The following is a 13,230-nucleotide window of genomic DNA, read 5'->3' on the forward strand; positions in this document are numbered from 1 at the left end:
CTCAGACCGTCGCGCCGTCCCCCACCGAGGAGTCAACCCCCTGGACCGGGTGGACTGCGGGTCTGAACATCAACATCGCAAGGAAATGCAGTAATGGCGCAAGGCACCGTTAAATGGTTCAACGCGGACAAGGGCTTCGGCTTCATCGCTCCTGACGGCGACGGTCCGGACATCTTCGTCCACTTCACCGCGATCACGGGGAACGGCTACCGCACCCTGGAAGAGAACCAGCGCGTGGAGTTCGAGATCGAAGCCGGCAAGAAGGGCCCGCAGGCCGCGAACCTGCGCGCCCTGTAGGCAACGAGCACGGAGCCGCTGCCCTTCATCCCGAAGGACAGCGGCTTCTTCGGCGCCCGGGCCCGCCAGAGGCAGTACGCGACCGGCTCCCGGACGCCCCCTCCCGCGGGCAGGTCCCGCCGGTCGACGCCCCGCCGGAGCCGTCGCCGACCGGAAACCCCGTTGAAGCCGCCGGACCCGCACTGCACACTGAGGCGGTGAAAATCATCGAGTTCAACGCGGCCGACGCCGATCTGATCGACCAGGCGCTCGCCATCCTCAAAGCGGCGCACGACGTCGACACCCCCGAGAACCCCACCTACACCGAGCGGTTCTTCCGCACCCTCTTCACCCACCTCATGCCCGGCCGCGAGCGCCACTGGTTCGCCGCCGTCGGCGACGACGGCCGCGCCGCCGCCTTCGCGCGCGCCAACTTCTTCACCGAAGAGAACCGCGAACTCGCCATGTACGAGCTCAAGGTCCACCCCGACCACCGCGCCGGCGACGCCGACGCGCTCCTGCGCGACCACGTCGAGCGCTTCTGCGCCGAGCACGGCCGCACCTCGATCGTCACGGCCGTCCCCGTCTACTGGGAGGGCGGCCCCGCCCGCGACGGCAGCACCGCCCGCGCCCTCGAAGCCCGCGGCTACACGCTGGCGCTCACCACCGTCAACCGCCGCAGCCCGGTCGACCCGCTCGGCGCCGACGAGGAGGAGCGCCGCTACACCGAGGCCCTCGCGAAGGCCGGCGACGCCTACGAGGTCCGCCAGTGGATCGGCCCCGTCCCCGACGACCTCGTCGACACCATGTGCCGCATGGACACCATGATCATGGCCGAGATCCCGCTCGGCGAGATCGAGGCCCAGCCCGAGCAGGTCACCCCCGAGAAGCTCCGCGCCCGCGAGGCCGTCAACGCCGTCGAAGGCCGCACCTGGGTCCACTCCGTCGCGGTCGAGCGCGCCACCGGCGAAGTCCGCGCCTGGACCGAGATCGCCCTCGACGAGGGCGACACCGTCAACGGCATGCAGGGCATCACCATCGTCGATCCGGCCCACCGCGGCCACCGCCTCGGCCTGCTCCTCAAGCTCGCCAACCTCCGGCAGCTCCGCGCGCACTCCCCGTCCACCCAGTGGATCTGGACCGACAACGCCGACGTCAACGCCCCCATGATCGCCATCAACGAGCTCATGGGCTACGAGACCGTCGACGCCAACGCCGAGTACCAGCTCAAGCGGTAGCGCCCGACCCTCGAGGCGCCCTCGGGCCCGCCCCGGGGCGCCGCGAGAGGGACCCCGACTGTGGACGATCCCGGCCATACTCGGGTCATGGAGATCAGACCCCTGAACCCCGAAGACGACCGCGCCGTAGGCGAAGTCCTCGCAGTCGTGCGCGCCGTCCGCGACGCCGACGCGCCGGAAGGCCCCCGACCGGTCGAGCGGACCTTCCGGGCCGAACTCCGCCACGAACGGCCGGGCCTGGAGGTCACCCACCACACCGCCGTGGAGGACGGCGAGGTCGTCGGCTACCTCGGCATCGGCCTCCTCGTCGGCGACAACCCGCACCTGGCCATGGCCGAGCTCCTCGTCCACCCCGTGCACCGCGGCCGCGGCCACGGCACCGCCCTGCTCGAGCACTACGTCGAGTACGCCTCCTCCCGCGGCCGCACCGACCTCACCGCCGGCACCCTCACCACCTGGGGCGACGGACCCCGCCGCCCCGGCGCCGGCGTGCGGTTCCTCGAACGCAACGGCTTCACCCTCGCCCTAGTCAACATCCGCCGCCGGTGCCGCACCGACGCCCTCACCCCCGAAGCGGAGCAGCGCCTCTGGGAGAAGGCCGCCGCCGCCGAAGCCGGATACGAACTGCGCACCTGGACCGGCCCGGCCCCCGACGACCTCATCGAGTCCCTCTGCCGCCTCGACGCCCTGACCCGCACCGAGGTCCCCACCGGCGACATCCGGCTCGACGCCGAACGCGTCGACGTCGAACGCGCCCGCGCCAAGGAGGCCGCCCTCGCGGCGATCCACCAGACCGGCGTCAAGGCCGCCGCCGTCCACCGCGCCACCGGCGAGGTCGCCGCCCTCACCGACATCCGCGCCTTCGACGACCCCACCGCGGCGCACGCCGTCCAGGGCATCACCATCGTCGACCCGGCCCACCGCGGCCACCGCCTCGGCCTGCTTCTCAAGCTCGCCAACCTCCGCCAGCTCCGCGAGCACCACCCGCGGGTCGCGGAGATCTGGACCGAGAACGCCGACGTCAACGACCACATGATCGCGATCAACAGTGAACTCGGATACGAGGCCGTCGACGCCCTCAGCGTCTATCAGCGCAAACTCCGGCCCTGAGCGGCGGCCCGCGGCCCGCCGGCGCCGAAATTCGGTTGCCGCGGGCCCGCCGTCTGTCCAGACTGAGCGGATGAGCAACCTGCAAATCACCGAGCTCGACCCCGCTGACGGCGACCTCGTCTCCGGCGCGTTCGAGGTGCTGCGCGCCGCCCACGCCGCCGACGCGCCCGAGGCCCCCGCCCCCCATAAGGGCAAGTTCGCGCTGGGCCTGATCCACCCCAAGCCCGACGAGGACGAGGTCCCGTTCATCGCCGTCCGCGACGGCGAGGTCGTGGGCATCGCCGAGGCCGGGTTCCCCAACCGCGAGAACCTCCACTTCGGCTGGGCGAGCATCCACGTGCACCCCGACCACCGCCGCCAGGGCATCGGCACCGCCCTCCTCGAGCACTTCGTCGACTACGCCCGCAAAGAGCGCGGTCGCACGACGCTCACCTTGGACACCCGGCTCACCTGGGAAGACGGCATCGAGCGGTCCGACGCCGGCCGCCGCTTCGCCGAGAAGCACGGCTTCGAACCGGCACTGACCTGGATCAACCGCCGCTGCGCCGTCGACGCCCTCGAACCGGCCGTCGAACAGGAACTGCTGGAGAAGGCCCAGGCCGCCGCCGGCGACGCCTACGAGATCGTCTCCTGGGTCGGGCGCACGCCCGACCACATGATCGAGACCATGGCCCGCATCGACTCCACGATCCTCGCCGAGGTCCCCCTCGGCGACCTGGAGCTCGAACCCGAGACCATCGACGCGGACCTCAAGCGCGCCCAGGCCGACCGCAACGCCGCCATGGGCGTCATCCCGATCCAGACCGTCGCCGTCGACAAGGCCACCGGCGAGGCCGTCGCCAACACCGCGGTCTTCGTCTTCGACGACACCGAGTACCCGGACGCCTTCCAGGGCATCACGATCGTGAACCCGGACCACCGCGGCCACCGCCTCGGCACCCTCCTCAAGATCGTCAACCTCCGCCTCGTGCGCGAGCACTACCCGAACGTCCGTACCATCTGGACCGACAACGCCGACGTCAACGCCCCGATGATCGGCATCAACGTCGTCCTCGGCTACGAGATCCTCGACGCCGGGGCCGAGTTCCAGAAGAAGTTCGACGCCTGACCCGGACCCCGAAAGGGTGTCTCCAGGCACAAGCCGGCCGTGAGAGTGGCGATCGCTCTTCACGGTCGGCTATTGTTCATAGCTGGCCCAGTTCTTCATTGCAGAGGCCCGATCAGGCGCGTCCCGCCCCATCATCACCGTCGGCTCATGGTGAAACCGATATTCCCGCGGAACGTGCGTCACTACGAAGTCGTTCTCGCGGAAGGCGAACCATGACTCTTGACCAAACTGTGTCCGACGCTGCCATCAATGCAATCGACACTGCCCCCGAACCTCTCGAAACCCCCGAAACCTCCCCCGCCGAAGCCGTCGTGAGCGAGTCCGCTCCCGCCGCCGAGGCCGCCGCTGCGACCGAGCGGCCCGTCGAGGAGTTCACCGTCGAGACCGACGAAGTGGACCAGTACGACGGTCCGGCCTTCGAAGACCTCGGCCTGCCCGAGAAGATCACCGCCGCGCTGGCCGAGCAGGGCATCGTCAAGCCCTTCCCGATCCAGGCCGCGACGATCCCCGACGCGGTCGCCGGACGCGACATCCTCGGCCGCGGCCAGACCGGCTCGGGCAAGACCCTGGCCTTCGGCCTCCCGACCCTGGCCCGCCTAGCGGCGGGCGGCCGGACCAAGTCCAAGCGCCCCCGCGCGATCATCCTGACCCCGACCCGCGAACTGGCCATCCAGGTCGCCGAGTCGCTCCAGACCTACGGCGACGCCGTGGGCATCGAGATGAAGGTCGTCTGCGGCGGCACCGCGTTCTCCCGCCAGATCGACGCGCTCCGCGCCGGGGTCGACATGCTCGTCGCCACCCCGGGCCGCCTGCGCGACCTGATCCGGCGCGGCGACTGCTCGCTCGAGGACGTCGAGCTCGCGATCCTCGACGAGGCCGACCAGATGGCCGACATGGGCTTCCTGCCCGAGGTCGAGGAGCTGTTCGACATGCTCCCGGTCGGCGGCCAGCGCATGCTCTTCTCCGCGACCCTGGAGAAGGAGATCGACGTCCTGGTCCGCAAGTACCTGTCGGACCCGGTCACCCACTCGGTCGACCCGTCGGCCGGCTCGGTCACGACCATGACCCACCACCTGCTGCTCATCGGGCCGCGCGACAAGGCCACCATGACGGCCGCCGTCGCCGCCCGTCCGGGCCTGACGATGGTGTTCGTGCGGACCCAGCTCGCGGTGGACCGCATCGCCGCCGAACTGCGCGAGCAGGGCGTCAACGCCGAGGGCCTCCACGGCGGCATGACCCAGGCCGACCGGTCGAAGGTCCTGGAGCGCTTCAAGGAGGGGCGCCTCGACGCGCTCGTCTGCACCGACGTCGCCGCGCGCGGCATCCACGTCGACGGCGTCGACATGGTCCTGCACGTCGACCCGCCGAAGACCCACAAGGACTACCTGCACCGCGCCGGCCGCACCGCGCGCGCCGGGCAGTCCGGCCACGTGGCCACCCTGGTGCTCCCGCACCAGAACCGCACCATGTTCAGCCTGATCGAGCGGGCCGGTGTGGAGGCCAAGCGCCACTACGTGAACGACAACTTCGACGCCGAGCTCGCCGAGCTCATGGGCGCCCGGAACTTCACCGACCTGCGCGCGGTGTCCTCCGAGCACCAGGCCTCCCGCAACGACGACGAGGTCAAGCGCCTCGAGCGCCAGATCGAGCGCCTGAAGGAGGACGCCGAGGGCCTGCGCGCCGAGGCGGCCCGCCTGCGCGAGCAGGCCGAGCGCGAGATCCTCGAAGGCCCGTCCAAGCGCCGCGACGACCGCGGCCCGCGCCGCGAAGGCGGCGGCGACCGCGGCGGCTACCGCGGGAACCGTGAGGGCGGCCGCACCGGCGGCTACCGCGGGAACCGCGAAGGCGGCGGCTACCGGGGCAACCGCGAGGGCGGCGACCGCGGTGGCTACCGCGGCAACCGCGAAGGCGGCGACCGCGGCGGCTACCAGGGCAACCGTGACGGCGGCGGCTACGGCGACCGGGGCCGGGGCGGCTACGGCGACCGCGACAACCGCGGCGGCGGCTACCGGGGCAACCGCGAAGGCGGCGGTTACCAGGGCAACCGCGAAGGCGGCGGTTACCAGGGCAACCGTGACGGCGGCGGCTACGGCGACCGGGGCCGGGGTGGCTACGGCGACCGCGACAACCGCGGCGGCGGCTACCGCGGCAACCGCGAGGGCGGCTTCCGCGGCGGCGACGACCGGGGCCGTGGCGGCTACGGCGACCGTGACCGCGGCGAGCGCCGCGGCTACGGCGACCGCGAGCGCCGCGACCGCTGGTAAGCACTGACCGAACGAAGGCCGGCGGGGGATCACCCCCGCCGGCCTTCGGCGTATGCCCGGCCGGGCAGCCGGGCGGACATCGCACGGCTCGCCGGAGCAATCGCGGGCGCGATCCTGACCGCGCTTCCGCCTCGGGGGAGCCGGGATCGGCGGCGGCGCAGTACCCTGGCGGGGTCGCCTCCCCTTCCCCCGAAAGGTCCTGAATGGACTCTGCTCGCACGGGCGCCGCGCTCGGCGTCGACTTCGGCACCCACAACACGGTCGCCACGGTCCTGCGCGGCGACGGACGGCGGCACCAGCTCCTCTTCGACGGCCATCCCCTGCTGCCTTCAGGGATATACCTCGACCACGATGGTTCGATCCTGGTCGGCGCCGACGCCGCGAGGGAGGCCCGCCGCCATCCTCACCGCTACGAGCGCACCCCGAAGCTCCGCCTCGACTCGCCCTCGATCCTCCTGGGCGACAGGGAGGTCCCGATCGGCCACGCGGTCGGGGCCGTCCTGCGGCGGGTCCTCGCCGAATGCACCGCAGTGGCCGGCCCTCCCCGGTCGGTGACGATCACCGTCCCCGCCGCCTGGGGCCCGGCGCGCCGCCACATCGTGAGCGACGCCGCGATCGCGGCAGGCGCGCCCGCGCCCGTCCTGCTGCCCGAGCCGGTCGCGGCCGCCCGGTACTTCGCCGAGGTCCTCGGCCACCGCGTCGGCCCAGGACAGGCGGTCGTCGTCTACGACCTCGGCGCCGGTACGTTCGACGCCAGTGCGGTCACCGCCGCTCCGCACGGCTTCGAGGTCCTCGCGGTCGACGGCTCGGACCGCGTGGGCGGCCACTACCTCGACCAGGCGCTGGTCGACTACCTCGGCGGCCGCTTCGCCGGCACCGAGGAGCGCGCGGCGGCCTGGCGGGCCCTGATCGACGGCGGGGACGACGCCACCGAGTCCCGCCGGGCCCGCTTCATGCTCTACGACGAGGTCCGCGGCGCGAAGGAGCGGCTGTCGCGCCGTTCGACCACCGAGGTCCTCGTCCCCGGTTTCGCGGCCGAGGAGCTGCTGACCCGCGCCGAGCTCGAACTCCTGGCCCGCCCGCTCCTGGCGCAGACCGTCGCGATCACCAAGGCCGTGATCCGCGAGGCGAGGCTCGCCCCGGAGCAGATCGCGGGCATCTTCATGGTCGGCGGCGCGAGCCGCATGCCGTTGGCCGCCACCATGATCCACCAGGAGATCGGCGTCGCCCCGACCATGATCGAGCAGCCCGAGCTCGTGGTCGGCGAAGGCGCGGTGGCGCTCGCGGACCAACCGCTCACGCCTGCCGCGGCCCCGCTTGTCCTGCCGCCGACCCTGACCGGCGCGCCGTCGGCGGGTCCGGCGGCCCCGGCGCCCGCGACCCCGGTGGTCCAGCCGCCCGTTTCGGGTCCGGCGACGGCGGTCCAGCCGTCCGTTCCGACGGCGGTCCAGCCGGTTCCCGGCCCGGTGACGACGGTGCAGCCCCTCGTCCGGGACCGGCCGCGCCGGCGCCTGCCGGTCGCGATGCTCATGCTGGCGACGGTGCTCGCGTTCGCCGTGATCGGGGGCGGCGCATGGTGGTTGAGCGGCCGCACCGGCCAGGCCGCGGAGGAGGACCCGACCGAGTCCATCGGGACGGCGGAGTCGGTGTCGCCGGCCGCCGAGTCCGAATCCCCGGCGCCTTCGGACAGTCCCGAGCCGGACCCGGCTTCGCAAGCGCCGCAGACGATCACCGGGGAGGTCTACTGGGACTGCCCGATGACTCGCACCTACTGCCGCGACCAGGGCGGCGAACCGGGCATCCGCGCCGCCGCCGACGATGTGACGGCCATCGGCTATGCCGCGGTCGGCACGGTGTTCGAGCTGGTCTGCTACGACAGGGCCGAGCTGATCACCCCGCGCGGCAACGAGGGCGAGGAAGGCCACTGGGACTACCACCCCGGCAAGGACGCCTCTGACGTCATGGTCAAGGTCGCCCTGGGCGGCGGGGAGTACGGCTTCATCCCGTTCGTGTGGCTGGTGATCGACCCGGCCGACCCGAACTCGCTCGGGGGACTGGCCGAGTGCTGAGCAGGCCGGGCGGGCGGCTCGGCGCCGCCCGCCCGGACACCCGGTCAGGCCGTCGCAGCGGCCGGTTCGACGGACTTCTCGTCCATCTTCTTGTTGAGCCACAGGTTGTCGAGCGCGAACAGCCCGCCGCCGGAGAACCCGATGGCGATCGAGACCGCGGCGAGGGTCAGCACGTACTCGTAGCCGCCGTCCCTGGAGAAGAACCCGCCGTCGAGGTGGACGTAGAACATCGCGCCGAGCATCACCCCGGCCAGGGCGAGCCCCACCAACGGTAGGAGCGCTCCCAAAATAAGGAACGCGCCACCGATGAGCTCGGCGAAGACCGTGAAGTAAGCCGAGAGCGTGGGTGCCGGGATGCCCAAGCCCTCGAAGCCCTGCGCGGTCTCGTCGAGGCCGCCGCTCAACTTCTGCCAGCCGTGGGCGATGAAGACGATGCCGAGCACCACCCGTCCGATCAGCAGGCCGATCGGTTGGAGTTTTGCGATCATGTTGCCTCCCATAGGCTAAGCCGCAACCGCCGGCCCATAGTGGACCAGTGGCGGCGGCGATCGGCGCCGTCCGCCGTCTCCGGGAGGAGAGTCCGAGGCAGGCGTAGTTGACTTTTCAACTAACCCCGGAGCCTACCAGTGGCAATCGATGTATGTAAATATGTCCGGCTTCATGGATTGGGAGCGATTCCGCCGCGAGCGCGCCGCGGCCGGTCCGGGACCCGGTCGCCCGGCGCTAGCGGCGGCGGACCGCCTCCTCGACCAGTTGCAGGATCCGCGTGATGTCCAGATCGTCCCGCCCGGTGGCGAGGTAGCGGACCAGGCCGTCGTACATGAGCTGGAGGAACCCGGCGAGCACGTCGATGTCGAGGTCGGTGCGGAGCACGCCGATCTCGCGCTGGTGCTCGAGCCGCTCGCGGCTGGCCTCGGCGATGGCCTCCCGGCGCCGGCCCCACGCGTCGGCGAACTCGGGGTCGGTGCGCAGGCGCCGGGCCACTTCGAGCTGCGTGCCGAGCCAGCCGGAGATCTCGGGCTTGTCCGCGCCGGCCGTCAGGTCCTGCATGACGCCGACGAGCCCGCGCTCGGCCACGGTCGCGGCCATCTCCGCGGCGTCGACCGAGGCGACCGCCAGGAACAGGGCGTCCTTGTCCCTGAAGTGGTGGAAGATCGCGCCGCGGGAGAGCCCGGTTGCCTCCTCGAGCCGCCGGACCGTCGCGCCCTCGTAGCCGAATCTCGCAAAGCACGAGCGGGCGCCGTCCAGGATCTGCTGGCGGCGCGAGTCGAGGTGTTCTTGGCTGACGCGAGGCACTCGGCAATCTTGCCACCTGGGATTGGCCGCGGCCCCGGCAGTCGCCTACCGTTGTCCCCATGGACAGGCGGGGACGGCGGAGGAGCGGCGCATGAAGCTCAGCGATTTCTGGGACCGGATGAACGAGACCTTCGGGCAGGCGTACGCCAGGTCCGTCGCCGCCGACCACTCCCTGGGGCAGCTCGGCGGGCGCACCATCGACCAGGCGCTCGCCGACGGCGAGAACGCCAAGGCCGTCTGGATGGCGGTGTGCCGGGCCTGGCCCGAGCGGGTCCCCTCCCGGCTGGTGCGCTGATCGGCGGTTCCCTCACCTTGCGGTTTTCGGCCCTGTTCGAACAAGCCGTGGTCCTAGGTTGTCGGATGGGGCGACTACCGTAATCGGCATGGCTAAGCAGACAGGATCAAGGGGAGGCGGGATGAACTCCGCTCAGGACAAGGCCAAGGCGCTGGATCTCGCGCTGGCCCAGATCGACAAGCAGTTCGGCAAGGGTTCGGTCATGCGGCTGGGCGAGAAGCCGAAGCAGAACGTCAAGACCATCTCGACCGGCTCGATCGCGCTCGACGTGGCGCTCGGCGTCGGCGGCCTCCCGCAGGGCCGCATCATCGAGATCTACGGTCCGGAGTCGAGCGGTAAGACCACGATCGCGCTCCACGCGATGGCGAACGTGCAGGCCGAAGGCGGTGTCGCGGCCATGATCGACGCCGAGCACGCGCTCGACCCGATCTACGCCGAGAAGCTGGGCGTGAACGTCGACGACCTCCTGGTCAGCCAGCCGGACACCGGCGAGCAGGCGCTGGAGATCGCCGACATGCTGGTCCGCTCCGGTGCCGTCGACCTCATCGTCATCGACTCGGTGGCCGCGCTCGTGCCGCGCGCCGAGATCGAGGGCGAGATGGGCGACTCGCACGTGGGCCTCCAGGCCCGGCTCATGAGCCAGGCGCTGCGGAAGATCACGGGCGGTCTGAACACCACCGGCACCACGATGATCTTCATCAACCAGCTGCGCGAGAAGATCGGCGTCATGTTCGGCTCGCCCGAGACCACCGCGGGCGGCAAGGCGCTGAAGTTCTACGCCTCGGTGCGCCTGGACATCCGCCGGATCGAGACGCTCAAGGACGGCGGCGAGGCCGTCGGCAACCGCACCCGCGTCAAGGTCGTCAAGAACAAGGTCGGGTCGCCGTTCCGGCAGGCCGAGTTCGACATCCTCTACGGCATCGGCGTGTCCAAGGAGGGCTCGCTGATCGACATGGGCGTCGAGCACGGCATCGTCAAGAAGTCGGGCGCCTGGTACACCTACGAGGGCGACCAGCTCGGCCAGGGCAAGGAGAAGGCCCGGGCCAACCTCAAGGAGAACCCGGACCTGGCCCTGGAGATCGAGAAGAAGATCAAGGAGAAGCTCGGCGTCGACGCCGCAGCCGCCGACGCGCCGGCCTCGATCGAGGACGAGAGTGAAGAAGCCCCGGTCGACTTCTAAGCCGAACGACCCGGAAGCGGCCCGGCAGTACTGTCTCCAACTGCTGTCGGGCCGGCCCCGCACGCGCACCGAACTCGGCGATTCGATGCGCCGCAAGGGCTTCGAGGAGCACATCGTCGCCGAGATCCTCGAACGCTACTCCGAGGTCGGGCTCATCGACGACGCGCTCTTCGCCCGCGCCTGGGTCGAATCGCGCCACCGCTCCCGCGGCCTGTCCAAGCGCGCCCTCGTGGGGGAGCTGCGCCGCAAGGGCGTCGACCCCGACTTCGTCGACGCCGCCGTCGAGCAGGTCAGCGACGACGACGAACGCGAGGCCGCCCTCGACCTGGCCCGCCGCCGCTACCGCTCCCTCGCCGGGCAGAGCGACGACGCCGTGCTGCGCAAGCTCGTCGGCATGCTCGCCCGCAAGGGCTACGGGTCCGGAGTCGCCATCCCGGTCGTCAAGCAGGTCCTCGCGGAAGCGGAGAGCGACGCCGCCGAACTCCTGGACGAGGACGCCCACTACGAGTGAGGTCACCTGTGACGGCGCACACCTCGCGAATCGCCCCGCGGCCCGCGGGCCACGCCCGCCAGGGCTGTGACCTGTGGGGCGCGACGTGCGAGGGGAGTTCCAGGATTCGGAATCTGCGAGGTCGGTAAGGAGTCGTTAACGCGATGGACATACCATTGCCGCGACGACGCAGCGCCGCGCCCGGTCCTCCGTCTCTCCTTACCTTTGCGAGGTATCCATGACCGAACCGAAACCCGTCGTGGTCATTGCCGACCCGCTCGCGCCCGCCGCGGTCGAGGTCCTCTCCGGGGACTTCGACGTCCGGGAGATCGACGGTACGAACGTGGACTCCCTCCACGCCGCACTGGTCGAGGCCGACGCCGTCATCGTCCGCTCCGCGACCACCATCGACGCCGCCGCGCTCGAACACGCGCCGAAGCTCAAGGTCGTCGCCCGCGCGGGCGTGGGCCTCGACAACGTCGACCTGCCCGCCGCCACCGAGCGCGGCGTCATGGTCGTCAACGCGCCCACCTCGAACATCGTCTCCGCCGCCGAGCAGGCCATCACGCTGCTGCTCGCCAGCGCCCGCCACATCGCGCGCGCCGACGCGTCGCTGCGCGCCGGCCGGTGGGACCGCAAGAAGTTCACCGGCGTCGAGATCCAGGGCAAGACCCTCGGCGTGATCGGCTTCGGCAAGATCGGCCAGCTCGTCACCACCCGCATGCAGTCGTTCGACATGGACGTGGTCGCGTACGACCCGTACGCCCAGCCCGCGCTCGCCGCGAAGCTCGGCGTCCGCCTCGTCGACCTCGACACGCTCCTGTCGGTCGCCGACTTCATCACCATCCACCTGCCGAAGACCCCCGAGACCGTCGGGATCATCGGCGAGGACGCCCTGAACAAGGTCAAGCCCGGGGTGCGGATCGTCAACGCCGCCCGCGGCGGCCTGATCGACGAGGACGCGCTCGCCGCGGCGCTCCAGGACGGCCGCGTCGCCGCCGCCGGCCTCGACGTGTTCGCGAAGGAGCCGTGCACCGACTCGCCGCTGTTCGCGCTCGACAACGTCGTCGCCGCCCCGCACCTGGGCGCCTCCACCCGCGAGGCCCAGGACAACGCCGGGCTCGCGGTCGCCAAGAGCGTCAAGCTCGCCCTGTCGGGCGAGTTCGTGCCGGACGCGGCGAACGTGCAGGCCGGCGGGGTCGTCCACGAAGAGGTCCGTCCGCTGCTGCCGCTCGCCGAGCGCCTGGGCCGCACCTTCAACGCGCTGGCCGGCTCGGCCGTCCAGTCGGTGACGGTGGAGGTCCGCGGCGACGTGGTCGCGCACGACGTGACGGTGCTCCAGCTCGCCGCCTCGAAGGGCCTGTTCGTCGACGTGGCCGACTCGGTCACGTACGTGAACGCGCCGCTCGTCGCCGAGCAGCGCGGGGTCGAGGTCGGGCTGTTCACCTCGCAGGAGTCGCCGGAGTACCAGACGCTCCTGACGCTGCGCGGCGCGATGGTCGACGGCCGGGGCCTGACGGTCTCGGGCACGATCAGCCCCGGTCCGCACGGCGGCCCGCGGCTGACCGACATCGACGGCTTCGAGCTCGACATCGACCTGGACGGGTCGCTGCTGTTCCTGCGCTACACCGACCGGCCCGGCGTGGTCGGCCTCATCGGCGGCGCGATCGGCGACCTGAACATCAACATCGCCGCGATGCAGGTGGCCCGCAAGGCCGCCGGCGGCGAGGCCGTCATGGCGATGGCCCTCGATGCGCCGGTGCCCGCCGAGGTGCTGGGCCGCGTCAAGGACTCGGTCGGCGCGACCGGCGCCAAGGCCGTGACCCTGAAGGACTGAGCCGCCTCGCAGCGGATTCGGGCCGGTTCCATCTGCTGAGAGTCGTTCGTCGGAATGCGGGACGGGT

12 protein-coding genes are annotated in these 13,230 nt (G+C 71.4%); 10 read left to right on the forward strand and 2 right to left on the reverse strand.

Annotation, left to right across the window (positions count from 1 at the left end; genetic code table 11):
* The first annotated feature begins 93 nt into the window (after nucleotides 1-93).
* From GFD30_RS14705 to GFD30_RS14730, 6 genes are all read left to right on the forward strand, one after another.
* Nucleotides 94-297 carry a cold-shock protein gene (locus GFD30_RS14705; protein ID WP_106364496.1) on the forward strand — a complete coding sequence of 68 codons (204 nt, stop codon included), beginning with the start codon at nucleotides 94-96 and terminating at the stop codon, nucleotides 295-297.
* A 197-nt stretch (nucleotides 298-494) separates the two neighbouring features.
* Nucleotides 495-1,514: a hypothetical protein gene (locus GFD30_RS14710; RefSeq protein WP_153025956.1), complete on the forward strand. Its 1,020-nt coding sequence runs from the start codon at nucleotides 495-497 to the stop codon at nucleotides 1,512-1,514.
* Nucleotides 1,515-1,601: 87 nt separating this feature from the next.
* The gene (locus GFD30_RS14715; protein ID WP_153025957.1) at nucleotides 1,602-2,624 is read left to right on the forward strand and encodes a GNAT family N-acetyltransferase; all 1,023 of its coding nucleotides are present in this window, start codon (nucleotides 1,602-1,604) and stop codon (nucleotides 2,622-2,624) included.
* A 70-nt stretch (nucleotides 2,625-2,694) separates the two neighbouring features.
* Nucleotides 2,695-3,732: a GNAT family N-acetyltransferase gene (locus GFD30_RS14720; protein WP_153025958.1), complete on the forward strand. Its 1,038-nt coding sequence runs from the start codon at nucleotides 2,695-2,697 to the stop codon at nucleotides 3,730-3,732.
* 311 nt (nucleotides 3,733-4,043) lie between these two features.
* Nucleotides 4,044-5,996: a DEAD/DEAH box helicase gene (locus GFD30_RS14725; protein WP_322633255.1), complete on the forward strand. Its 1,953-nt coding sequence runs from the start codon at nucleotides 4,044-4,046 to the stop codon at nucleotides 5,994-5,996.
* A gap of 203 nt (nucleotides 5,997-6,199) precedes the next feature.
* A complete protein-coding gene (locus GFD30_RS14730; protein WP_153025960.1) occupies nucleotides 6,200-8,065 on the forward strand; it encodes an Hsp70 family protein in 1,866 nt (621 codons plus the stop codon).
* A 44-nt stretch (nucleotides 8,066-8,109) separates the two neighbouring features.
* Here the strand turns inward: GFD30_RS14730 and GFD30_RS14735 are convergent, their stop codons facing one another.
* Nucleotides 8,110-8,553, reverse strand: a complete 444-nt coding sequence (locus GFD30_RS14735) for a DoxX family protein (protein ID WP_153025961.1) — start codon at nucleotides 8,551-8,553, stop codon at nucleotides 8,110-8,112.
* Between the two features lie 235 nt (nucleotides 8,554-8,788).
* The gene (locus GFD30_RS14740; protein ID WP_322633256.1) at nucleotides 8,789-9,361 is read right to left on the reverse strand and encodes a TetR/AcrR family transcriptional regulator; all 573 of its coding nucleotides are present in this window, start codon (nucleotides 9,359-9,361) and stop codon (nucleotides 8,789-8,791) included.
* 91 nt (nucleotides 9,362-9,452) lie between these two features.
* Between GFD30_RS14740 and GFD30_RS14745 the strand changes: the two genes are divergently transcribed.
* The 4 genes from GFD30_RS14745 (at nucleotide 9,453) to serA (ending at nucleotide 13,163) form a co-directional block, all read left to right on the forward strand.
* A complete protein-coding gene (locus tag GFD30_RS14745) occupies nucleotides 9,453-9,656 on the forward strand; it encodes a DUF3046 domain-containing protein (RefSeq protein ID WP_153025962.1) in 204 nt (67 codons plus the stop codon).
* Nucleotides 9,657-9,777: 121 nt separating this feature from the next.
* The gene (gene recA / locus GFD30_RS14750) at nucleotides 9,778-10,836 is read left to right on the forward strand and encodes a recombinase RecA (RefSeq protein WP_153026018.1); all 1,059 of its coding nucleotides are present in this window, start codon (nucleotides 9,778-9,780) and stop codon (nucleotides 10,834-10,836) included.
* Nucleotides 10,811-11,347 carry a regulatory protein RecX gene (locus GFD30_RS14755; RefSeq protein ID WP_322633258.1) on the forward strand — a complete coding sequence of 179 codons (537 nt, stop codon included), beginning with the start codon at nucleotides 10,811-10,813 and terminating at the stop codon, nucleotides 11,345-11,347. Before recA ends, GFD30_RS14755 begins: the two co-directional genes overlap by 26 nt.
* A 217-nt stretch (nucleotides 11,348-11,564) precedes the next feature.
* Nucleotides 11,565-13,163 carry a phosphoglycerate dehydrogenase gene (gene serA / locus GFD30_RS14760; RefSeq protein ID WP_153025963.1) on the forward strand — a complete coding sequence of 533 codons (1,599 nt, stop codon included), beginning with the start codon at nucleotides 11,565-11,567 and terminating at the stop codon, nucleotides 13,161-13,163.
* The last annotated feature ends 67 nt before the right edge of the window (nucleotides 13,164-13,230 follow it).

Origin of the sequence: Glycomyces albidus (assembly GCF_009451885.1) — a bacterium.
GTDB classification, from domain to species: domain Bacteria; phylum Actinomycetota; class Actinomycetes; order Mycobacteriales; family Micromonosporaceae; genus Glycomyces; species Glycomyces albidus.

Excerpts from the sequence above, each read along its gene's own strand:
- serA (WP_153025963.1), top strand. The coding sequence starts at position 11,565 with ATGACCGAACCGAAACCCGTCGTGGTCATTGCCGACCCGCTCGCGCCC.
- recA (WP_153026018.1), top strand. The coding sequence starts at position 9,778 with ATGAACTCCGCTCAGGACAAGGCCAAGGCGCTGGATCTCGCGCTGGCC.
- GFD30_RS14745 (WP_153025962.1), top strand. The coding sequence starts at position 9,453 with ATGAAGCTCAGCGATTTCTGGGACCGGATGAACGAGACCTTCGGGCAG.
- GFD30_RS14705 (WP_106364496.1), top strand. The coding sequence starts at position 94 with ATGGCGCAAGGCACCGTTAAATGGTTCAACGCGGACAAGGGCTTCGGC.
- GFD30_RS14720 (WP_153025958.1), top strand. The coding sequence starts at position 2,695 with ATGAGCAACCTGCAAATCACCGAGCTCGACCCCGCTGACGGCGACCTC.
- GFD30_RS14735 (WP_153025961.1), bottom strand. The coding sequence starts at position 8,553 with ATGATCGCAAAACTCCAACCGATCGGCCTGCTGATCGGACGGGTGGTG.
- GFD30_RS14730 (WP_153025960.1), top strand. The coding sequence starts at position 6,200 with ATGGACTCTGCTCGCACGGGCGCCGCGCTCGGCGTCGACTTCGGCACC.
- GFD30_RS14715 (WP_153025957.1), top strand. The coding sequence starts at position 1,602 with ATGGAGATCAGACCCCTGAACCCCGAAGACGACCGCGCCGTAGGCGAA.